Here is a 21,520-nt window from a genome sequence, read left to right as displayed (position 1 = left end):
ACGAACATGATGAACGAATATATGGGTAGCTGGTTTTCGGGCATGGGTTCCGGCTGGATGTTCGGGGGATGGATCCTGGCGATCGTCGTCGCCATCGCCGCCGTCGTGGTTTTCTCCCGCAACCAGAAGTAGGCCAGCGTCAGCGAATCCTTGCCGTGTCGCGCCACCGCGACGGCGGCGTCAAACCATCGCATGAGGAGTTCCGCGTGAACAAGATCACGATGTCCTCCCTTCATCTCCACGATCGGCCGAAGCCCGGTACCGGCGAGTTGCCGATTGCCGGCAGCGGGATCGACCCGGTCTGCGGCATGCGCGTGGGGCCTGACGCGCCGGACTCGGCAACCTACCGGGACGGGCTCTATCGCTTTTGCAGCCGCAAGTGCGCCGAGGCATTCCGCCTCGATCCGGCGAAGTACGCCAAGGTCGATTCGGGCACCCCCAAGGTCGCGCAGGCGCCCGCCGCCGCGAGCGTCATCTTCACTTGTCCCATGCACCCGCAGATCCGCCAGGTCGGCCCGGGCAGCTGCCCCATCTGCGGAATGGCACTGGAGCCGGTCGCGCCCGCCGCGAACGATGCTGGCAATCCCGAGCTGGTGTCCATGACACGGCGGTTCTGGGCGGCACTGGCCATGGCATTACCCCTGCTCCTGTTGGCCATGGGTGAGATGGTGCCGGGCCTGGACCCCGGTGCGTGGGTGGAGCAGTTGGCTCGGGGTTCCGGGCTTCCCGAACTCAAGTCCGTGACCTGGTCGCAGTGCTTGCAGGCATTGCTTGCGACCCCGGTCGTGCTGTGGGCCGGATGGCCGTTCCTCGAACGCGGCTGGCGCTCGTTCCGGACCTGGCAGTTCAACATGTTCAGCCTCATCAGCGTGGGCGTGTGCGCCGCCTACTTCTTCAGCCTGTACGTCATCTTCTTTCCCGAAAGCCTGCCGCAGGCGTTTCACACCGGGCACGGCGTGCCGCTCTATTTCGAGGCGGCCGCCGTCATCGTGACGCTCGTCCTGCTCGGCCAGGTGCTCGAGCTGCGGGCGAGAGCCAAGACCTCGGGCGCCATCGAGGACCTGCTCGGCCTCGCCCCGAGCAAGGCCTTCCGGGTGAAGGCGGACGGGACCGACGAGGAAATCGTGCTCGAGCGCGTCGTTGCGGGCGACATCCTGCGAGTGAAGCCCGGCGCGAAGATCCCGGTCGACGGCGAAGTCACCGACGGCAAGTCGAGCGTGGACGAGTCCATGCTGACCGGCGAACCCATCCCGGTGGAAAAGGTGCCCGGCATGAAAGTCACGGGTGGAACGCTCAACCAGACCGGGTCGTTCCAGATGCGGGCCGATAAGGTCGGCGCGGAAACGCTGCTCGCGCGGATCGTGCAGATGGTCAGCGAAGCGGCCCGCACCCGGGCCCCGATCCAGAAGCTCGCCGACCAGGTCGCCGGCTGGTTCGTGCTCGCGGTGATGCTGGTTGCCGCCGTCGCGTTTGCCGTGTGGGCGCTCGTCGGCCCTCCCCCGGCGCTGGCGAACGCCCTGGTCGTCGCGATCTCCGTGCTCATCGTCGCCTGTCCCTGTGCCCTGGGCCTCGCCACGCCGGTGTCCATCATCGTTGGCGTGGGCCGCGGAGCGAGGGAAGGCGTGCTGATCAAGGACGCCGAGGCCCTGGAGCTCATGGAGAAGGTCGATACCCTTGTGGTCGACAAGACGGGAACGCTCACCGAAGGCAAGCCTCAGGTGCAAGGCGTGAAAGCTCTCGCGGGATTCACCGAAGGGCAGGTGCTGACCCTCGCGGCGAGCCTCGAAAAGCCGAGCGAGCATCCGCTGGCCCAGGCCATCGTCTCGCGGGCGCAGGCCGACAAGCAGATGCTGCAGGAAGTCCGCGAATTCGACGCCGTCACCGGCAAGGGCGTGCGTGGCACCATCGATGGCCGGGCAGCTTTGCTTGGCAACGCCCTCCTGATCCAGGACGCCGGCATCGACGTGTCCTCGGTAGGGGCGGATGTCGCGGCCCTGCAGGCGCAGGGACAAACCGTGATGTACGTCGCCGACGCCGGCCGGCTCGCAGGCTACCTCGGCGTGGCGGACCCGGTAAAGGCGACCACGCCGGAGGCCATCCAGTTGCTGCGTGCATCGGGCATCCGGATCGTCATGCTCACCGGCGACAACCCGGTAACCGCCGCCGCCGTCGGGAAGAAGCTGGGCCTGGACGAGGTCAAGGCCGGGGTACTCCCTCAGGACAAGTACCTGCACGTGCAAGCGCTGCAGAAGGAAGGTCGAATCGTCGCCATGGCCGGGGACGGCATCAACGATGCGCCTGCATTGGCTCAGGCGAATGTGGGCATCGCCATGGGGACCGGCACCGACATTGCCATGAGCAGCGCGCGGATCGTCCTGGTCAAGGGGGACCTTCGCGGAATCGCCAAGGCACGCGTGCTCAGCGAACGAACGATGCGCAACATCCGTCAGAACCTGTTCTTCGCCTTCGCCTACAACTTCGTCGGCGTGCCGGTGGCTGCCGGCGTGCTCTTTCCGTGGCTGGGCCTGCTGCTGAGCCCGATGATCGCCAGCGCCGCGATGGCCATGAGCTCGGTCTCGGTGATCATGAACGCGCTGAGATTGCGCTCCGCGCGAGTGTAGATCCGGCAGGAAGGATATTCGTCGCCAAGGTGCTCGTTGCCCGCGGCGGGTGGCGATCGGGCGCGCCAATGCAGTAGCCCGGTTTTCTACGGTAGGATCCGGGGTGGATATGGCCAACGAAAATCCCCACGCGGTCGAGTACTTCGGCGCCCAATTCGAGCGCCAGATCGCCGCCCGCGACTACAAACTCAATCCTTTCGAGGAGCGGGCGCTGCCGTACCTGTCGGGCAGGGTCCTGGACCTCGGCTGCGGCCTGGGAAACCTCTCTCTCGCCGCCGCCGCGCGCGGCGCGCGGGTGACGGCCTACGACGCCTGCGAGAACGCGGTCGAGGATCTCGCGCAGCGGGCGATCGCTTCCGGCCTCGATGTCTCCGTGCGCGCCGTGGACCTGCAGCGCTGGCGGCCGGAGGAAACCTACGACGCGGTCAACTGCATCGGACTCCTCATGTTCTTCGCCCCCGCGGATGCGCGGGCGGGCCTGGCCGCCGTGCGCGATGCCGTGGCGCCCGGCGGCGTGGTGATCGTGAACGCGCTGGTCGAGGGCACCACTTTCTTCGCGATGTTCGATCCCGATGCCTACTGCCTCTTTAAGCCGGAGGAGCTTGCGGCGCCTTTCGCCGGCTGGGAAACCCTGCACGACAGCGTCGAGGAGTTTCCGGCGCCGGGGGACAAGGTGAAGCGCTTCCGCACGCTCATCGCACGGCGCCCCGCCTGATCGCGCACCTACTTCACGCGGTCGGCGCGCAGGCTCTTCCTGTAGTGGTCGATGCGCTGGACGAGGCCGGGCACCGAGGCGGAAGCGGTGAGCGTGCCGAGGTCCTCGCCGCGATGGTCGGGCCGGGTTGCCGAACGGATCGCTGCGAGCGTGGCGCGATCGGCGACGGGCGCCGCGCAACGCGTCGCAAGCCAGGCCTCGATGTCACCGGCCACGAGGTCCGTGGCGAGGGTGGCGGCCAACGCCCCGGCGGCATCGAGCGTGACGCTCTCCGAGACGAGCGGCCGCGCGCGATCCCAGCCGATGAGTTCCACGAGCCGGCGCGTGCCGAGCACGATCCCGAATGCAGAGCCGGGAAAGCGGAAGGTCGCGTCGTTCGAGCACGCGCGGATGTCGCAGGAGGCGAAGAGATCCGCGCCCGCACCCCACGCCCGCCCCGTTGCCACCGCGACGGTACGTACGGGCGCATGCCAAACCCTCTGCAGCAGTTTCTCGAGGGCGATGAAGCGCGCGCGAAGCGTGGCATCCGACTCCGCCTCGAGGTCCGACAGATCGAACCCGGTACAGAAGTGCTTGCCATGACCGCGGATCACGAGCGTATGCCCCCTGGGGTCGGCAATTGCCGACGCGACGGAAGCGGAAAGCGCTTCGACCGCTGCGGCCGAGAAGGCGTTGCCCTTCTCCGGCCGGTCCAGCCAGACCGTGGCCACGCCCCCGCTCACCGGATTCCGACGCGTGCGCTGGCGGAGCGGTCCCAGAGGTTGGGAACCGTCGCGGCCGAGTAGCCGGAAACAAAATCCTTGACCGCCCCCGTCGCGGCATCGAACACATGCCGGCGCACGGCGCCGATGTTGGCGCCATACACGTGGATGCTGATCGAGGGCGCATCGCCCAGCGCGTTGGCGACCGTGTGGATATCGCCCACGGTCGGCGACACGGCCTCGATCCCGCCGGGCTCCAGCACCTGCTCCTCGCCCAGGGCGCGGATCGTGCCGTCTTTCGTGCGCTCGTACCGGCGGCAGCGCTCCGCTCCGCGCATCATGCCCACGAGGCCCCACACCGTATGGTCGTGGATGGGCGTCTTCTGCCCCGGGCCCCAGACGAAGCTCACCACCGAAAAGCGCTCCAGCGGGTCGCAGTGCAGCAGGTACTGGCGATAGAACTGCGGGTCGGGCTTCGCGCATTCATCGGGCAGCCACGAGTCGCCCGCGATCAATTCCGCGAGCAGCGGCCGCGCGCCGGCGAGTAGCGCCGCCTCGTCGTCGGTACGGTCCACGAGCCGCGTCATGGCTTTCACGAACTCGCGCAGCGGCGCGATGCGGTCGATGCCGTTCTTCGTCATGTCGCCTCCGGGATTCGAGCACGCAGGGCGACGGTATGTTCACCCAGTGCGGGAAATGTGGCGTTCACCGTGACGGCCTCCCCGTCGAGCCGGATGGGGCAGCCGACCGTGCGCGTGGCCTGTCCGCCGGGCAGCATCGCCGGAACGACGAGCCCCAGGGCTGCAGCCTGCGGATCGGCCAGCGCTTGCGCATAGCCGTTGATCGGGGCCGAGGGAATGCCCGCCGCGCGAAAGCGCTCCAGCCACGCGCTGACGGTGTCGCCGGAGAAGCATGCCTCGAGCATCTGCTTCAAGGCGTCCTGGTTTGCCGCTCGCAGCGTGGTCGTTGCGAAGCGCGGCTCGTTCGCCCATTCGGGCGCGCCCACGACCTCGCACACCGACTGCCAGAGCTTGTTGTTGCCCGCGGCGATCGCGAACCAGCCATCTGCTGCGCGGTAAGCCTGGTAAGGCGCATTCCTCGGATGCGCGGAACCGAGCTTGCGCGGGTTCTTCCCGGTGCCGAAGAGCTCGCTCGTCTGCAGGGCGGCGATGGCAATCGTGGTCGCGAACATCGGGATGTCGATTGCGCCGCCCGGGCCGCCGGCGCGCACGCGGGCGATGAGGGACGCAATGGAAAAAGCGGCGTAGAGCCCCGCCGTGAAGTCCGAGATCGGCACGCCGCACTTCACCGGCGCGCCGCCCTCCTCGCCCGTGACGCTCATCACGCCCGCGGCGGCCTGGAGGGTGAGATCGAACCCGCCTTCCGTGGAACGCGGCCCCGACTGGCCGAAGGCGGAAATGGAGCAATAGACGAGGGAGGGCTTGCGCGGGCCGAACCAGTCCCACCCGAGCCCCAGCCGCTGCATGACGCCGGGGCGATTGTTCTCGACGAGCACGTCGGCGTCGAGGACCAGCGCCCGTGCGAAATCGCGGTCGGCGGGATTCTTCAGATCGAGCGCCACGCTCTGCTTGCCGCGGTTGATGGAGGCGAAGTTTTCGCTGTAGCCGCCGTTCACCGGCGGCCACTGGCGCATCGCGTCGCCCTCGGGCGGCTCGACCTTGACCACCTCGGCGCCGAAGTCGGCGAGCAGCATCGCGCAGTAAGGGCCCGCGGCCACCTGGCAGAACTCGACGACCTTGATGCCCGCGAGGGGCAGGGCGACAGGGGAGGGCATGGGGCGGATCTCGAGGCGAAGTCCGGCGCTGCACCGGTCGCCAGCAGGATACACCGGTGAGGCGTGGCCTCTGGCATCTTGATACCCTTGGCGGCATGAATCCCCGAACCCTGCGCGCCCTTGCGCGGATCCTGCTCGTGATCGCGGTCGCGGTCGTCATTCACCTGGCCACCACCGACCGCAGTTATCCGCTGATCGAACGCATTTCCGACAAGGTCAACCACGCGCTTGCCTTCGTGGTGCTGTCGGCGCTCACCGACTACTCGTTTCCCGCAACCCGGTTCGGGATCGCCAAGATGCTCGCGCTGCTGGGATTCGGGCTGTCGATCGAGGCGATCCAGTACTTCATTCCTTACCGGGACGCCTCGCTGGGCGACGTGCTGGCCGATGGGGTGGGAATCGCCCTTTACGCCGCCTGCCTGCCGCTGCTTTTGCGCTTTCCGGTATTGCGCAGGAAGGCAAAGGACTAATATCGGGCGCGACCCACTCCACTCGCGCCCATGATTTCGATCGCCTCTCCCGCCCCCGCCGCCCCGCGCTGGTCCTGGCTTCCCGCCGTCGGCACCTGGAAGTACCACGCGTTGCTGCTGGGGCTGGGCATCTTCGTGCTGGGGCCCCTGGGCGGCGTGACGGCTTCCTACATGAACTTCTCGCTCGGCTTCTTCGTGGGCGGGCAGGTGCTCGCGGGCATCCTCGGCTCCACCGTCACCTACGGCTACGGCGCCGAAGGCAAGCATGGGGCCAACTACATACAGACGGCGGCAGCCTCCGTGGCGGGCATGAGCGGCATGGGAGTGCTCATCCAGGCCATGGTGTGGATGGGGATAGCGCAGCCGCCGGTGTGGCAGCTCGTCTTCTACATGCTCTGCATCGGCATGTTCGGCGTCGGCGTGGGGATGCTCTACACGCCGATGCTCGTGGACAGGATGCGGCTCACGTACCCCTCGGGCCTCGCCGTGGCCAACATCCTGCGCGCGCTCACCGATCCGGTGCTGCTGCGGCAATCGGTGGCGAAGCTGGGCAGCGGCATCGCGGCAGGCATCATCGGGGGAATCGCGGCGGGCAAGATCGCCCTCCTGGGCGCCATCGAGCTCTCCACCTCCACCCTCGGCGCCGGGATGCTCGTGGGCGCGCGCATAGGCATCCCCGCCATCACCTCCGGGCTTGTCTTCTGGGCGCTGATTCCTTACTTCGTCTCGATCGGCTGGCTGCAACCGGGGGATCCGTTCCGCAAGATCGCCTTTCTCATCGCGCTGGGCCTCATCATGGGCGCGGCCATCATCGACATCGCGCTCGTGCTGAAGGAGGCTTCCACCCGCATGCGCGGGAACGCGGAGCCGCAGGCGGAGTGGAAGCGCGTGAACACGACGCGCCTCGTGCTGTGGGTGCTGTTCTGGGGCGTCGGTGTCGTCCTCTCCGGCCATTTCGTCCTCGGGCAGCCCGTCGGCTTCCTCGCTTTCGCCGTGCTGCTCGTCTTCGTGTTCGCGATGGTCAACGGCATCTCGCAGGGCATCAGCGATTCCAACCCGATTTCCTCGGCGTTCGTGGTGAGCGTGGTGCTGATGGCGGCTCTCGGCCTCAAGGACCCGGTGGTGGGGTTGATGGCCGGGATGATCCTGCTCATCTCCACGAGCGTCGCGTGCGACATGCAGCAGGACCGCTCCACGGGATGGCGCCTGGGCACCAACCGCGTGCTGCAGTTCCGCTACCAGGTGGCCGGCGTGCTCATGGGCGCCGTCCTGGCGGTCGTCTTCGCCAGGCTCTTCATGACGGCCTACCCGGTGCTCCTGCTCGACCAGACGGTGATGAAGGCGGGCGAGCAGCCCTCGGAGTGGAGCGCGGCGATGACCTACAAGTTCGTGGGCGTGCTGCGCAGCCTCACCGACGACAAGCCCTACCAGCGGACGGCGATCTGGGTGGGCGTGGGGATCGGCTTCGCCTTCCAGCTCGCGAGGAAGCTCATCCGGGAGAACTCGTCCTACAAGCGCTTCGTGGCCAGCGGCAGAACGGGCTTCGCGACGGATTTCCTGGTTGACGCGGTATTCCTGCCGTCGCCCTACGCTTCCTCCTTCGGCGGGTTCGTGAACCTGCATACCTCGCTCTGGTTCGGCGGCGGGGGCGTGCTGTCGAGCCTCCTCAACTCGATCCCGAGGAAGAAGCCCGCAGACGGCAAGGCGATGCCCGAGGACATGAGCACCGCGTCGCTCGTGGGTGGCGGGCTCATCGCGGGAGACTCGCTCGCGGCGCTGGGACTGGGGATCGCGGGGCTGCTGGGCACGGTGCTCGGCTAGGAAAAGGGAGCGCACGACGATGAACGCCTTGCCCAGCACGGGGCAACAACCATGATGACGATCCTTTCGAACCTCACGATCAAGACCAAGGTGATCACCTGCGCGGTGATCGGTTTCGCGATGATGATCGCGACCGCCCTCACGATGTTCTGGAGCGACGCGGCCATAGTGGAAGCGATGGAGGGCGGCTCGCGGTTGCGCGATCAGCTCGTGGCGCAGTTGCGGGAGGACGCAGCCCGGTCGGGCGTGCCCGGCGTGGCTGCAAGCGGGGCGACGCAAGCCGCGAGCGAGAGGATCGCGCGCGAGATCGCTGCCGCCGATTCCGCGGTCCTCGAGGCGAAGCGCACGGCGACGATCGCATTTGCGGCGGTTTCGACCGCGGGGATGGTCGTGTTCGCCCTGCTCGCCCTCTGGATCATCGTCTCGGTGTTGAAGCCCGTGTTCGCCGCGATGCAGGTGGTGCGAACGATCGCGGGCGGCGACCTCACGACGCGCATCGAGGTGGCGAGCCGCGACGAGACGGGCCAGCTCCTCGCCGCGTTAAGGGAGATGAACGACAGCCTCGCGGGCACCGTGGCGCGCGTTCGCCGGTCGGCCGACACGGTTCACGCCGCGACGCGAAGCCTCGTCGCGGGCAACTCGGACCTGTCCCGGGAGGCCGAGCAGCAGGCCGTGTCCCTCGAGGAGGCAGCCTCCGCCACCGAACAGATGTCCGCCAGCGTCTCCGTCCATGCGGACTCCGCGCGCGAGGCGAGCCAGCTCGCGCAGACCGCCGCCCTGCTCGCCCAGGACGGCGGCGAGATGGTCGACAACGTGGCGGGCAAGATGGCCACGGTCCAGGCAAGCTCGAGCCGCATCTCCGAAATCGTCACGCTGATCGACGGCATCGCGTTCCAGACCAACATCCTCGCGCTCAACGCCGCCGTCGAGGCCGCCAGGGCCGGTGAGGAGGGCCGGGGCTTCGCCGTCGTCGCGAGCGAGGTGCGTAGCCTTGCGCAGCGAAGCGCCGCCGCCGCGCGCGACATCCGGGGCGTCATCGGCGAATCGCTGGAAATGATCCGGTCGGCGTCGGCGCAGGCCGGGGAGGCGGGCGCCAAGATGCTGGAGATCGTCGAATCCACCGGCGAGGTGCGCGACCTCATGGACCGGATCGCGAGCGCCTCGCGGGAGCAGAGCGCAGGGCTTTCGCAGGTCGCCACCGTGGTCGGTCACCTCGACAACGCCACGCAGCGCTACTCGCACGTGGTGGCGCAGCTCTCGGCCGCGACCGACGCGACGGGCCGCCAGGCCGACGAGCTGGTCGCGGCGGCGAGCGCATTCCGCATCGGCGACGAGGAGGCCGGGGGCCAGGTCGAGATCGAGCGGATGCCGGCGGGATCACGGGCCGTGCGCCATGCCCCGGCGGCCCCGGCGCTCACGGTCACGCGGGGCCTGCGCGAGGGACGGACGCGCTTCTAGGTTCGCCCGGAGAGTCGCGCGGCGCCCAGCTTGCGCAACTCCTCCAGTACGCCCATGCCCAGCGCAAGCGCGATCATGAGGAGCCAGGGCTCCGCCGGCAGCGCCCGCGTGCCGAATGCCGCGTTGCCCACTGGCGTGTACACGATCGCGAGGATCATGGCGATCTCGACCGCGAGCCCCAGCAGCAGCAGCGGGTTGTCCGCCAGCCGGAAGCGAAGCGCCGATTCCCGCGGGTGCCGGCAGAGGAACACGTTCACCACCTGCGCCGCGACGATCGCGGCGAGGCATGCGGTCGTCGCCTGTAGATAGAGGGGGTCGGCGCGCCCCAGCATCTGCCCGTAGTCCCAGCCGCCCTGTTGCAGGACGAAGAAGAAGACCGTCATCGCGATCGCGGCCTGGAGCATGCCCAGCCAGAGGTACGCGCGCGCAGCGAGCGGCCACGTGAGCAGCCTTTCCCCCGCCGGCCGCGGGGGCCGTTGCATGAGGGCGTGATGGGGCCGCTCGGCCCCCAGGGCCAGCGCCGGCAGCATGTCCGTGCCCAGGTCCACGGCGAGGATCTGGATGACCGTGAGCGGCAGCGGGATCCGGAACAGCACGAAGGCGAGGTAGGGCACGAGTTCGGGGATGTTCGAGGTGAGGATGTAGGTGAGGAACTTGCGGATGTTCTCGAAGACGGCGCGGCCTTCCTCGATCGCATTGACGATGCTCGCGAAGTTGTCGTCGAGCAGGATCATGTCGGCCGCTTCCTTGGCGACATCGGTGCCGGCGATCCCCATGGCGATGCCGATGTGCGCGCTTCTGAGCGCGGGGGCGTCGTTCACGCCGTCGCCCGTCACGGCGACCACGTGTCCCTTGGCCTTGAGTGCCTCGACCACCAGCATCTTCTGCTCGGCCGTGACGCGGGTGAACAGGATCTCGGGGCTGTCGAGCGCGATCTGCAGTTGCGCCGGCGTCATTCTGCGCAGGGTCTCGCCGAGCACGACCACCGGGGACGCAGTCCTTGCCAATCCGATCTCGCGCGCGATCGCGACCGCGGTGTGCGGGTAGTCGCCGGTGACCATGATCACCTGGATGCCCGCCGTGCGGCAGCGGGCGATGGCCTCGGGCACGTCGGTGCGCGGTGGATCCTGCAGCCCGATCAACCCCGAGAAGGCGAGATTCCTTTCCTCGGGCGGTTCGCCGGCCTCCAGCCTGCGGCAGGCGAAGCCGAGCACGCGCAGCCCGCATTCGGCCATGGCGTCCTGCGCCTCGGTGGCGCGGCGCCGTGCCGGTTCGTCGAGGGGCGCCGGTACCCCGTGATCGTCGATGCGGTCGCACAGGCGCAGGACCCCCTCGGGCGCCCCCTTGCAATAGAGCCAGCGCTCGCCGTCGTGATCGACGACGACCGACATCCGGCGCCGATCGCTGTCGAAGGCGATCTCGCCCACGACAGTGGCGTCGTCGGGGATGGTGCCGGCGAACTCGGCGAACGCGACCTCCATCGGATCGCCCAGCCATCCGTAGTGCCCGTTGCGGCGGCCACGCTTCAGGCTGTTGCAATGCCGCGCATTGCGCAGCAGCGCGGTGTTGCCGGCCACCGCGGTCATGTCGCCCGTCGGGCGCGGCATCCCGGGGGTGAAGACCTGCTTCACGGACATCCGGTTCTGCGTGAGCGTGCCGGTCTTGTCGCTGCAGATGACCGTGGCCGATCCCAGCGTCTCGACCGAGGGCAGGTGGCGAACCAGGGCGTTGCGCTTCGCCATGCGCTGGGTGGCCATCGCGAGCGAAAGCGTCACGGTCGGCAGCAGCCCCTCCGGGACATTGGCCACGATGATCCCGATGGCGAACATGACGTTGTCCCAGAACGGCAGGCCGATGGCCGTGCCGATGGCGAAGAAGACAAGGCCCAGCACGGAGGCGAATACCGCGACCAGCTTCGAGACGCGGGCGATCTCGCGCTGCAGCGGGGAGCCCGTTTCGCCCGCGGTCTGCGTCAGGTGCGCGATCCTGCCGAATTCCGTCCGCATGCCGGTTGCGAAGACCACGGCGCGGCACTGCCCGGAAACCAGCGAAGTGCCGGCCAGCAGCAGGTTCTTCGCCTCGAGCGTCCTGCCGTCCGCGATCCCCTCCGCCGTTCTCGCCTTGGCGAGCGGCTCCCCGGTGAGCGTGGACAGGTTGACCCGCACGCCGGAGGCCTCGACCAGCCGGCAATCCGCGGGTACGTTGTCGCCCCCCTCGAGGAGGACCACGTCGCCCGGCACGAGGAGATCGGCGTCCATCTCCTGCAGTTGCCCGTCGCGCACGGCCCTGGCCTGCTGCGGCAGCAATTGCCGCAGCGCCGCGACGGCACGTTCGGCGCGGTACTCCTGCCAGAAGGAAAAGACGCCATTGATCGCGATCACGGCGAGGATGGCGGCGCCCAGCTGCCACATGCCCTGGCCGCGGCTCCTCGATTCCGCGAAGAACGCCAGAGCGGCGGCAACCCAGAGGATCAGCGCGAAGAAGTGCGTGAACTCGCGAAGGAAGCGCAGCCAGAGCGGCCTGCCCTTCACCTCCTCGATCCGGTTGTGGCCGAATTCCCCGAGGCGCCTGGCCGCCTCGCCGCCGCCCAGCCCGCGCTCCGACGTCTTGAGGCTCGTCAGAACTTCCGCGATCGGGAGGTTGATAATGTTCATCGGGCAAGACGGCACGCAGCAATGGCGGTGCCTTCGATCCCGGGAGCAGCGCCGCAGGGCGGCATCCCGTTACCGGACCATCCTCCCACCATGCCGCATCGCTCACTTGACCTGTCGCAATCGACGTTCGCAAACCGCATGCGCGGCTTCGGCGCCGCCCTGCTGATTGCGGTCCTGTCGATGGCGCTTGCATGCCCGGTGTCGGCGGCCGCCCAGGCCGCGAGCGCGCCAGGGGCCCTTGAGCTGGAGCTCTTCGTGCGCGAAGGCTGCCCGCATTGCGCGGATGCGGAGCGGTTCGTGGAGAGGCTGCGCCGGGAACAGCCGGCCCTCACGGTGACGGTCCGCGACGTGAGCCGCGATCCGGGCGCCATGAAGCGGCTGCAGGAGCTCGTGGCCGCCACGCCCGGCAGGATCTCGGGCGTTCCCGCCTTTCACGTGCGTGGGGATCTCGTCGTCGGGTTTGCGGGCGAGGAAGCCTCGGGGGCGCGCGTTCGCGCGCTGCTCTCCCGGGCGCCGCCCGCGGGGCCGGACGGCGGGCCCGACGGAATGTGCAAGATCGAAGCGCAGACGCCCTGCGCCGCACCGGCGGATCCCGATGCCGGTTCGATCGAGCTGCCGTGGATCGGCACGCGCATCAGCATCGATGAAGTGGGCCTGCCGGCGTTCACCATCGCGATCGGCCTGCTCGACGGCTTCAACCCGTGCTCGATGTGGGTGCTGATCATGATGATCTCGATGCTGGCCGCGATCGGCGACCGCCGCAGGATGCTTGCGATCGCCGGCACGTTCGTGGTCATCGAGGGCATCGCCTATTTCGCCTTCATGGCGGCCTGGTTGAACCTCTTCCTCCTGATCGGCATCTCGCGCGCCTCCGAGATCGTCCTCGGCGTGATCGCGCTGGTGGCGGGGCTAATCAACGTGAAGGACTTCTTCGCCTTCGGGCGGGGCATCACGCTTTCCATTCCGGCGGCGTCCAAGCCGGGCATCGTCGCGCGCATGCGCCGGCTCATGCGCGAGCAGAGCCTGTGGCTGGCGATCGCGGGGACGGTGGTGCTCGCGATCCTGGTGCAGCTCGTCGAGCTCCTGTGCACCTCGGGACTGCCGGCGCTCTATACGCGCATCCTCACGCTCAGGAAGCTCGACCCCTGGGCCTACTACGGCTACCTCGTGCTGTACAACGTCGTGTACATGCTGGACGACGTCGTCGTGCTCTCGATCGGCGTCGTCACGCTCAGCCAGAAGCGGCTGCAGGAAAAGGAAGGCCGGCTGCTGAAACTGCTTTCGGGCCTGGTGATGCTGGGGCTGGGCCTCTACCTGGTCCTGGCGCCGCGCTGACGGGCGGGCAGCGCGCGCCGGGGGCCGCCGCCTGCATTCCATCCGCCCGATCCGGCGTTTCATGCCGCCGACGTTGCCCCCCGGCCCCCTTTCGCCGAGACTGCCGGCAGCGGCGCTCACCCGCCCCCGGCCGGCATGCCGATCTCCACGAAAGGCCCTTTCATGCTCACGCTCCAAGGCGTCACCCACGTCTATCCCAACGGGACGCGCGCCCTCGAGGACGCCACGCTCACGATCTCCACCGGGATGTTCGGCCTGCTCGGCCCCAACGGCGCGGGCAAGTCCACGCTCATGCGCTGCATCGCGACGCTGCAGACGCCGTCGCAGGGCACCATCCGCTTCGGCGACATCGACGCCGTGCGCGAACCGGAGCGGCTACGCGCGACGCTGGGCTACCTGCCGCAGGACTTCGGCGTCTACCCGCGCGTCTCGGCCCGGGAGCTGCTCGACCACCTGGCCATCCTGAAGGGCATCTCGCGCAAGGGCGAGCGCAGGGACACCGTCGATAACCTCCTGCAGCAGGTGAACCTCTGGGACGTGCGCAAGAAGGCCGTGGCGGGCTTCTCGGGGGGCATGCGCCAGCGTTTCGGAATCGCGCAGGCGCTCATCGGCAATCCGCGCCTCATCATCGTGGACGAGCCGACCGCCGGCCTCGACCCGGAGGAAAGGAACCGCTTCAACAACCTGCTCGCCGAGATCGGCGAGAACGTCGTGGTGATCCTCTCCACGCACATCGTGGACGACGTGACGGACCTGTGCTCGCAGATGGCGATCATCGTGGGCGGGCGCATCGTGCAGGTGGGCGAGCCGCAGCGCCTCCTCGACGCGCTCAAGGGCCGCATCTGGAGGAGCGTCATCGACAAGTCGCACCTCGAGGAGGCGCGCAAACGCCTGGATGTGATCTCCACCCGCCTTCGCGCCGGCCGCACCGAGATCCACGTCGCCGCGGACGCCGCGCCCGCCGGGGGCTTCGAGCCGGTGGAGGCGAGCCTCGAGGACCTGTATTTCGCCACGCTCGCGACCCACCGGCGTACCGTCGCCGCTGCCGCCTGAAGCGCCACCATGCTCGCCCGCATCGCGGCCTTCGAGGTCCGCTACCAGCTGCGCGCCCCGCTCTTCGCGGTCGGCTTCGCGCTCTTCTTCCTGCTCACCTTCGGTTCGGTCACCATGGACGAGATCCAGATCGGGGGGAAGGGCAACGTCAACGTGAATTCCCCGTTCGCCATCGCCCAGACGGTGGGAGTCATGGGCGTGTTCGCGGTGTTCATCGTCACCGCGTTCGTGTCAAACGTGATCGTGCGCGACGACGAGACCGGGTTCGCGCCGCTCCTGCAGGCCACGCGGATCACCAAGCTCGACTACCTGGTGGGCCGTTTCGCGGGCGCCGCTCTCGTCGCCTTCCTCGTCCTCTCGTCCGTCGCGCTCGGGATGCTCGTCGGGTCGTGGATGCCGTGGCTCGACCCCGAGAAGGTGGGTCCTTTCGTCGCGGGCCATTACCTCTACGCGCTCTTCGTGATCGGGCTCCCGACCCTCCTCGTGATGGCCGCCGGCTTCTTCGCGCTGGCCACCGTGACGCGCTCGATGATGTGGACCTACGTGGGGCTCGTGGCCTTTCTCGTGCTCTTCACCACGAGCCGCGTACTGATGCGCGACCCCGCCTACGACGCGATCGCGAGCCTTACCGACCCGTTCGGCATGAGCGCGCTCACGCGCATGACGCGCTACTGGACGGCCACGGAGCGCAACACGATGCTGCCGCCGATCTCGGGCCTGATGCTCTACAACCGCCTCATCTGGGTCTCAGTGGGCGCTGTCCTGTTCCTGCTGGCCTACTGGCGCTTCCGCTTCGGCACGCAGGGCGCGGCGATATCGATGGCGAGCGCGAAGGCCCTGGACGAGGGGGGGAGACCCGCCCCGGTCCCGCGTGCCGTATCCGCTCCCCGGGCCGGCCCGGCAACGAGCCGGAGCCAGTTCGGCGCCCTCACGCGTTTCGACATGCGCTTCGTGTTCCGCAGCCCCGCGTTCTTCGTGCTGCTCGCCGTCGGCATGTTCAACGCCTTCGGCGGGATGGCCGGGTCCACCACGCTGCGCGGCGTCGACTACTTTCCGGTCACGCGCGCGATGGTCGAGGTGCTCCAGGGATCCTTCTCCATCATCCCGATCATCATCGCCATCTACTACGCGGGCGAGCTCGTCTGGCGCGACCACGACCGGCGCATGCACGAGATCGTCGGCGCGAGCGCCGCCCCGGACTGGGCGTTCGTCGTGCCCAAGATCCTCGCCATCGCGGGCGTGCTCGTCTCGACGTACGTGGCGGGGATCCTGGTCGGCGTCGGGTTCCAGCTCTGGCACGGCTACACGCGCCTGGAGATCGGCCATTACCTGCTGTGGTTCGCGCTGCCCGGCGTGATCGCGGCCCTGCAGATGGCGGCGCTATCGGTCTTCATCCAGGTGCTCGTTCCCCACAAGTTCATGGGCTGGGCGGTGATGCTCGTTTACCTGGTCGCGACGATCTCGCTCGCGGCAGCGGGCTTCGAGCACAACCTCTACAGCTACGCCGGCGTCCCGCCCGCGCCCCTGTCCGACATGAACGGCCTGGGGCGCTTCTGGATCGGGCAGGCCTGGTTCCAGGCGTACTGGCTCGCCTTCGGTTTCGTGCTCGTCGTGCTCTCGCACTGCCTGTGGCGGCGCGGCACGGAAATGCGCCTGGCGCCGCGCCTGGCTCGCCTGGGCACGCGCCTTCGCGGTGCGTCCGGGGCCGCGCTGGCGATCGGCCTTGCCGGATTCGCGGGCACGGGGGCCTTCATCTTCCACAACACGAACGGGCTCAACAGGTACATGACCGGCCCGCAGCGCGAGGAGGCCATGGCCGAGTACGAGAAGACGCTGCTTGCCTACGAGAAAGTGCCGCAGCCGCGCATCACGGACGTGAAGCTCGCGGTGGACCTGTATCCGCGCGAGGTGCGCGCGCTGACTCGCGGCGAATACGCGATCGAGAACCGCACGGACGCGGCGCTCCCCGTCGTGCACGTGCGCTGGAATCCCGACTCCCGGCTCGCCATGACGGAGCTTGCCGTCGAGGGCGCGAAGCTCGAGAAGGAATACGCGGACCTGCACTACCGCATCTACCGGTTCGAGGTGCCGATGCAGCCTGGCGAACGGCGCACCGTGCGCTTCGCCTCGACGCTCGAGGAGCGGGGTTTCCCGAACGCGCGGCCGCTCACGCGGATCGTCGCGAACGGCACTTTCCTCAACAACTTCGAGGTGGCCCCGCTCCTGGGCATGGACCACGCGATGCTCCTCACCGACCGTGCCAAGCGGCGCAAGTACGGGTTGCCGCCGGAGCTCAGGCCGGCGAAGCTCGAGGACGAGGGCGCGCGGGCCAACAACTACATCCGCCACGACAGCGACTGGGTGAAAGCCGACCTCACCGTCAGCACCGACGCCGACCAGATTCCCGTCGCGCCGGGCTATGCCCTCTCGGACGAAACCGCAAACGGCAGGCGCACGCTGCACACCCGGACCGAAGCGCCGATCATGCACTTCTTCTCGATGCAGTCGGCGAAGTACGCGGTGAAGGCCGACGTGTGGAAGCCGGCCGCGGGCGAGTCCGTCGCGCTCGCGGTGTACCACCACCCGGAGCACGGCCACAACGCCCAGCTCATGAACGACGCGATGAAGGCCTCGTTCGCGGTCTTCACCCGCGCGTTCTCGCCCTACCAGTTCCGGCAGGCGCGCATCCTCGAGTTTCCCGGCTACGAGAGCTTCGCCCAGTCCTTCGCCAACACGGTTCCCTATTCCGAGACAATCGGGTTCATCCAGAACCATCCGGCGAAGACGGCCGACGGCGACGAGAAGATCGACCTCGTCACCTACGTGACGGCGCACGAGATCGCGCACCAGTGGTGGGCACACCAGGTGATCGGCGCCGACAAGCAGGGCATGACGATGCTCTCCGAGAGCTTCGCGCAGTATTCGGCGATGCTCGTCATGGAGAAGCTCTACGGGCCGGAAATGATGCGCAAGTTCCTCAAGTACGAGCTGGACGGCTACCTGCGCGCCCGCGGCGGCGAGGTGGTGGAGGAGTTGCCGCTCGTGCGCGTGGAGAACCAGGGCTACGTCCATTACCGCAAGGGCGCGCTCGTCATGTACTGGCTGAAGGAGGCCGTCGGCGAGGAGGCGGTGGACCGGGCGCTGCGCCGGCTCATCGCGCAATACGCCTTCAAGCCCGCGCCCTATCCTTCCTCGAGCGAGTTCGTGAGGATGCTGCGCGAGGAGGCGGGGCCGCAGCACGAGGCGCTCATTTCCGATCTCTTTGAGAAAATCACGCTTTACGACATGAAGGCGAAGGACGCCACGTGGAAGAAGCGCGGCGACGGCCGGTACGAGGTGAGCTTCTCGGTCGAGGGCAGGAAGCTCTACGCCGACGGCCAGGGCAAGGAGACGCAAGCGCCGCTCTCGGAGCCGTTCGAGATCGGGGTCTTCACCGCACAGCCCGGCAAGAAGGGCTTTTCGAAGGCGAGCGTGCTCTTGGTCGAGCGGCGCACGGTGGTCTCCGGCACCGCGAAGATCGACCTGGTCGTCGACCAGCAGCCGAAGTGGGTGGGCGTCGACCCGTTCAACAAGCGCATCGACCGCAATTCGGACGACAATCTCACGGAGGTGAAACCCGCTTCGTGAGTCGTCCATGATCCCGAGCCGTGCCCGAATCGCCGCCTTCCTCGCCCTCATCGCCGCGCTCATCGCGCCGGCCAAAGGCGCGGAGCCCCTGCGCGTGGGCTCCAAGCGCTTCACCGAGAGCTACGTGCTGGGCGAGCTTCTCGCCCAGTCGGCCGAACGCGCGGGCGAGCGGGTCGAACTGCGCCCCGGCCTCGGCAATACCGCGATCCTCTTCGAGGCCCTGTCGCGCGGCGCCATCGACGCCTACCCCGAGTACACCGGCACGATCGCGCGCGAGATCCTCAAGCAAACGCAACCTCTCGACCTGGCGGGCCTGAACCGCCGGCTTGCGCCGATGGGGCTGGCGGCGAGCATTCCGCTCGGATTTTCCGATGGCTACGCGCTGGGCATCCGCGAGAGTGTGGCCGCCGCCAAGGGCATCGCGACCGTCTCCGATCTCGCGCGCCATGGGGATCTCGCCCTGGGCCTGTCGCACGAATTCCTGCGGCGCGAGGACGGATGGCCGGGGCTCAAGGCGGCGTACGCCTTGCCGCAGGCAAGCCCGCGCGGGCTCGACCACGGCCTTGCCTACGAGGCGCTCGGCGCCGGGCAGGTCGACGTGATCGACATCTACACGACGGACGCGAAGATCGCACGCTTCGCCGTGCGTGTGCTCATCGACGACCGGGGATTCTTCCCGCGCTACGACGCCGTGGTGCTGCACCGCATCGACGCACCGGCCCGCCACCCTGCGGCATTCGCTGCGTGGAAGGCGCTCGAAGGGCGGCTCGACGAGCGGACGATGATCCGCCTCAACGCCCGGGCGGAACTCGACCGGGTGCCCTTCGACCAGGTGGCGGGCGAATTCCTGGGCGGCGGGCCGGCAGGCGCCTCGCGGGGTCTCTGGTCGGCCGTCTTCGCACCCGACTTCGCGCGGCTCGCGATCGAGCACGTGACGCTGGTCTTCGCCTCGCTTGCGGCGGCCGTGGCCCTGGGCGTACCGATGGGGGTCCTCGCGGCTCGCGTGCGTGCCTTCGCGCAGCCGGTGCTGGCGCTGGCGGGCCTCGTGCAGACGGTGCCGTCGCTGGCGCTCCTCGCCTTTCTCATTCCCCTCACCGGCATCGGCGCCGGGCCCGCGCTCCTCGCCCTGTTCCTCTATGCCCTGCTGCCCATCGCGCGCAACACGCATGCGGGGCTGCTGGGCGTGCCCCGGGGACTGCGGGATGCGGCGCTGGCGCTCGGGCTCACGCCGGGCCAGTCGCTTGCGAGGATCGAGCTGCCGCTGGCACTCCCGATGATCCTCGCGGGAGTTAAGACCTCGGCGGTCGTGAACGTCGGCACGGCGACGATCGCGGCATTCGTCGGCGCGGGCGGCTTCGGCGAGCGGATCGCCCAGGGGCTCGCCGTGAACGACAACGCCCTCCTTCTCGCGGGGGCCATCCCGGCCGCGGCCCTGGCCCTTGCCGTGCATGCCGCCTTCGAGCTTGGGGAGCGCTGGCTGTGCCCGGCGCCCGCCCCCGGCGCGGAATCCGTTGACAAACAATGACTACGTAGTCATCATTGCGCTTTCCGGGGTCCCTGAGCGCTTGGAACTCCGTCTGACTATGTATTCACAGCGGTTCCACGGGCAGCGGGAAGGAGGCAGGCGATGGGTGACGCGATGACGGGCGGGAAGCGGCGCAGTTTCTACGGCTGGGGGTACGAGGAGGATGCCGTCTCGGCGGAGGAACTCGGCTGGTTCGAGAAGACGTGGTCCACCCTCTTCAAGGTCGATCGCTTCGACCCGGCGCCGATGCCGGTGGAATCCGAGACCACGATCCGCGCCTCGCGCGTGGCGATTCCCGGCCCGCTCAAGGCCTTCTGCACCGACGAGAAGTACGACCGCCTCTTCCACACTTACGGCCGCTCGGTGCACGACCTGGCGCGCATGATCCATCGGCGCGATTTCTCGAATCCTCCCGACGTGGTGGCCTATCCGCGCGACGAGGCCGATGTCGCCGCGGTGCTCGACTGGTGTGGCTCCAACGGCTACGCGGCCGTTCCCTTCGGCGGCGGCTCGAGCGTGACAGGCGGCGTGAACCACACCCGCGACGAGCGCTTCAAGGGCCTGGTGACCATCGACCTCAAGCACCTGGACAAGGTGCTCGAGGTGGACAAGACCTCGCAGGCCGCGCGCATCCAGGCCGGCGTCCTGGGCCCGGACATGGAGCGCCAGCTGAAGCCCACGGGCCTCACCATGCGCTTCTTCCTGCAGGCCTGGGAGTTCTCCACGCTCGGGGGCTGGATCGTCACGCGCGCCGCGGGCCATTACGCCACGGCCTACACGCAGATCGACGACCACATCGAGAGCCTGCGCGTGGTGACGCCTGCAGGCCTCATCGCATCGCGCCGCTGGCCCACCTCCGGCGCCGGCCCCAATCCCGATCGCCTGTTCCTGGGCTCCGAAGGCGCGCTGGGGATCGTCACGGAGGCGTGGGTGCGCCTGCACAAGAAGCCCACCTTCCGGCTTGCGACGACGGTGCGCTTCGGCGACTACGCCAGGGCGGTGGAGGCGGTGCGCGTGATCAGCCAGTCGGGCCTGAACCCCGCCAATGCGCGCCTCCTCGAGCGCGAAGAGGCGCTGTTCACGGAGGCCGGCGACGGCACGAAGGACATCCTCGTGCTCACCTTCGAGTCGGGCGACCATCCGCTCGAGCCGTGGATGAACCGCGCGCTCGAGATCTGCGCGGACCACGGCGGGGAATGGGACAAGCAGGCGCTGCAGGAGGAGGATTCGCAGCGCAAGGGCGCGGCCGGCAACTGGCGCAACAAGTTCCTGCGCGGGCCGTACCTGCGCCAGCACGCGATCGCCCGCGGCGTGATGCGCGACACGAGCGAGAGCTGCATCACGTGGGACCGCTACATGGCCTTCCAGGCGAGCGTGAAGGAGCGAACGCTGGCCGCCATCCGCGAAGTGACGGGCCGCCCGGGCACCTGCACCGTGCGCTTCACCCACGTCTATCCCGACGGACCGGCGCCCTACTTCACCTGGCACGCGTTCGGCGACAAGTCGAAGCTGGTCGAGCAGTTCTGGGCCATCAAGTCGGCCGCCTCGCAGGCGATGTGCGACGCGGGCGGCACGATCACGCACCACCATTCGCTCGGTCCCGACCACCGCCAGTGGTACGACAGGGAAATCCCTCCGCTCTTCGCCGAGACGCTGCGCGTGGTGAAGCACAAGCTCGACCCGAAGCTCATCCTGAATCCCGGCATCCTGGTGGACCCGTGACCGCACCCCTTCGCCATCCCGAT

At 68.5% G+C, this 21,520-nt stretch carries 14 protein-coding genes; 10 read left to right on the top strand and 4 right to left on the bottom strand.

Features of this window, described 5'->3' with window-relative positions:
• Positions 1-221: 221 nt before the first annotated feature.
• A complete protein-coding gene (locus tag IPP91_08175) occupies positions 222-2,621 on the top strand; it encodes a heavy metal translocating P-type ATPase (GenBank protein ID MBL0142044.1) in 2,400 nt (799 codons plus the stop codon).
• 109 nt (positions 2,622-2,730) lie between these two features.
• Positions 2,731-3,336, top strand: a complete 606-nt coding sequence (locus IPP91_08170) for a class I SAM-dependent methyltransferase (protein MBL0142043.1) — start codon at positions 2,731-2,733, stop codon at positions 3,334-3,336.
• An 8-nt stretch (positions 3,337-3,344) separates the two neighbouring features.
• Here IPP91_08170 and IPP91_08165 read toward each other — a convergent pair whose 3' ends face one another.
• Genes IPP91_08165 through IPP91_08155 form a run of 3 tightly spaced genes read right to left on the bottom strand, consistent with a single transcriptional unit; the run spans position 3,345 to position 5,832 of the window.
• Positions 3,345-4,046 (bottom strand): enoyl-CoA hydratase/isomerase family protein, encoded by a 702-nt coding sequence (locus IPP91_08165; GenBank protein ID MBL0142042.1) that lies wholly within the window; start codon positions 4,044-4,046, stop codon positions 3,345-3,347.
• Positions 4,047-4,054: 8 nt separating this feature from the next.
• Entirely contained in the window at positions 4,055-4,678 is a 624-nt protein-coding gene (locus IPP91_08160; protein ID MBL0142041.1) for a cysteine dioxygenase, read from the bottom strand.
• Positions 4,675-5,832 carry a CoA transferase gene (locus IPP91_08155; GenBank protein MBL0142040.1) on the bottom strand — a complete coding sequence of 386 codons (1,158 nt, stop codon included), beginning with the start codon at positions 5,830-5,832 and terminating at the stop codon, positions 4,675-4,677. Before IPP91_08155 ends, IPP91_08160 begins: the two co-directional genes overlap by 4 nt.
• A 95-nt stretch (positions 5,833-5,927) precedes the next feature.
• Between IPP91_08155 and IPP91_08150 the strand changes: the two genes are divergently transcribed.
• From IPP91_08150 to IPP91_08140, 3 genes are read left to right on the top strand one after another with little or no spacing between them, the layout of a single operon-like run.
• Positions 5,928-6,302: a VanZ family protein gene (locus IPP91_08150; protein ID MBL0142039.1), complete on the top strand. Its 375-nt coding sequence runs from the start codon at positions 5,928-5,930 to the stop codon at positions 6,300-6,302.
• Positions 6,303-6,332: 30 nt separating this feature from the next.
• Positions 6,333-8,123 (top strand): OPT/YSL family transporter, encoded by a 1,791-nt coding sequence (locus IPP91_08145; GenBank protein MBL0142038.1) that lies wholly within the window; start codon positions 6,333-6,335, stop codon positions 8,121-8,123.
• Positions 8,124-8,174: 51 nt separating this feature from the next.
• Complete coding sequence (locus IPP91_08140; GenBank protein ID MBL0142037.1) at positions 8,175-9,581, top strand: HAMP domain-containing protein; 1,407 nt, start codon at positions 8,175-8,177, stop codon at positions 9,579-9,581.
• Here the strand turns inward: IPP91_08140 and IPP91_08135 are convergent.
• Positions 9,578-12,235: a cation-transporting P-type ATPase gene (locus IPP91_08135; protein ID MBL0142036.1), complete on the bottom strand. Its 2,658-nt coding sequence runs from the start codon at positions 12,233-12,235 to the stop codon at positions 9,578-9,580. The two genes, IPP91_08140 and IPP91_08135, sit on opposite strands and share 4 nt — an antisense overlap.
• A 138-nt stretch (positions 12,236-12,373) precedes the next feature.
• Between IPP91_08135 and IPP91_08130 the strand changes: the two genes are divergently transcribed.
• The 5 genes from IPP91_08130 to IPP91_08110 all read left to right on the top strand — a co-directional run bounded on the left by IPP91_08130 (position 12,374) and on the right by IPP91_08110 (position 21,497).
• Positions 12,374-13,570, top strand: a complete 1,197-nt coding sequence (locus tag IPP91_08130) for an NrdH-redoxin (GenBank protein MBL0142035.1) — start codon at positions 12,374-12,376, stop codon at positions 13,568-13,570.
• A gap of 162 nt (positions 13,571-13,732) precedes the next feature.
• Positions 13,733-14,623 (top strand): ABC transporter ATP-binding protein, encoded by an 891-nt coding sequence (locus tag IPP91_08125; GenBank protein ID MBL0142034.1) that lies wholly within the window; start codon positions 13,733-13,735, stop codon positions 14,621-14,623.
• A gap of 9 nt (positions 14,624-14,632) precedes the next feature.
• A complete protein-coding gene (locus IPP91_08120) occupies positions 14,633-18,250 on the top strand; it encodes an aminopeptidase (GenBank protein MBL0142033.1) in 3,618 nt (1,205 codons plus the stop codon).
• A 7-nt stretch (positions 18,251-18,257) separates the two neighbouring features.
• The gene (locus IPP91_08115) at positions 18,258-19,775 is read left to right on the top strand and encodes an ABC transporter permease subunit (protein MBL0142032.1); all 1,518 of its coding nucleotides are present in this window, start codon (positions 18,258-18,260) and stop codon (positions 19,773-19,775) included.
• A gap of 114 nt (positions 19,776-19,889) precedes the next feature.
• Positions 19,890-21,497 (top strand): FAD-binding oxidoreductase, encoded by a 1,608-nt coding sequence (locus IPP91_08110; protein MBL0142031.1) that lies wholly within the window; start codon positions 19,890-19,892, stop codon positions 21,495-21,497.
• The last annotated feature ends 23 nt before the right edge of the window (positions 21,498-21,520 follow it).

The sequence above is a fragment of the Betaproteobacteria bacterium genome (assembly GCA_016720855.1).
Classification (GTDB): domain Bacteria; phylum Pseudomonadota; class Gammaproteobacteria; order Burkholderiales; family Usitatibacteraceae; genus FEB-7.
Note: the sequence above shows the minus strand (reverse complement) of the source record. Positions and strands in the feature narration are given on the sequence as shown.

Bases quoted from the DNA above. Each gene is read 5' to 3' on its own strand.
- IPP91_08170 (MBL0142043.1), top strand. From the start codon at position 2,731: ATGGCCAACGAAAATCCCCACGCGGTCGAGTACTTCGGCGCCCAATTC.
- IPP91_08115 (MBL0142032.1), top strand. From the start codon at position 18,258: ATGATCCCGAGCCGTGCCCGAATCGCCGCCTTCCTCGCCCTCATCGCC.
- IPP91_08150 (MBL0142039.1), top strand. From the start codon at position 5,928: ATGAATCCCCGAACCCTGCGCGCCCTTGCGCGGATCCTGCTCGTGATC.
- IPP91_08145 (MBL0142038.1), top strand. From the start codon at position 6,333: ATGATTTCGATCGCCTCTCCCGCCCCCGCCGCCCCGCGCTGGTCCTGG.
- IPP91_08160 (MBL0142041.1), bottom strand. From the start codon at position 4,678: ATGACGAAGAACGGCATCGACCGCATCGCGCCGCTGCGCGAGTTCGTG.
- IPP91_08135 (MBL0142036.1), bottom strand. From the start codon at position 12,235: ATGAACATTATCAACCTCCCGATCGCGGAAGTTCTGACGAGCCTCAAG.
- IPP91_08120 (MBL0142033.1), top strand. From the start codon at position 14,633: ATGCTCGCCCGCATCGCGGCCTTCGAGGTCCGCTACCAGCTGCGCGCC.
- IPP91_08175 (MBL0142044.1), top strand. From the start codon at position 222: ATGTCCTCCCTTCATCTCCACGATCGGCCGAAGCCCGGTACCGGCGAG.
- IPP91_08130 (MBL0142035.1), top strand. From the start codon at position 12,374: ATGCGCGGCTTCGGCGCCGCCCTGCTGATTGCGGTCCTGTCGATGGCG.
- IPP91_08140 (MBL0142037.1), top strand. From the start codon at position 8,175: ATGATGACGATCCTTTCGAACCTCACGATCAAGACCAAGGTGATCACC.
- IPP91_08125 (MBL0142034.1), top strand. From the start codon at position 13,733: ATGCTCACGCTCCAAGGCGTCACCCACGTCTATCCCAACGGGACGCGC.
- IPP91_08155 (MBL0142040.1), bottom strand. From the start codon at position 5,832: ATGCCCTCCCCTGTCGCCCTGCCCCTCGCGGGCATCAAGGTCGTCGAG.
- IPP91_08110 (MBL0142031.1), top strand. From the start codon at position 19,890: ATGACGGGCGGGAAGCGGCGCAGTTTCTACGGCTGGGGGTACGAGGAG.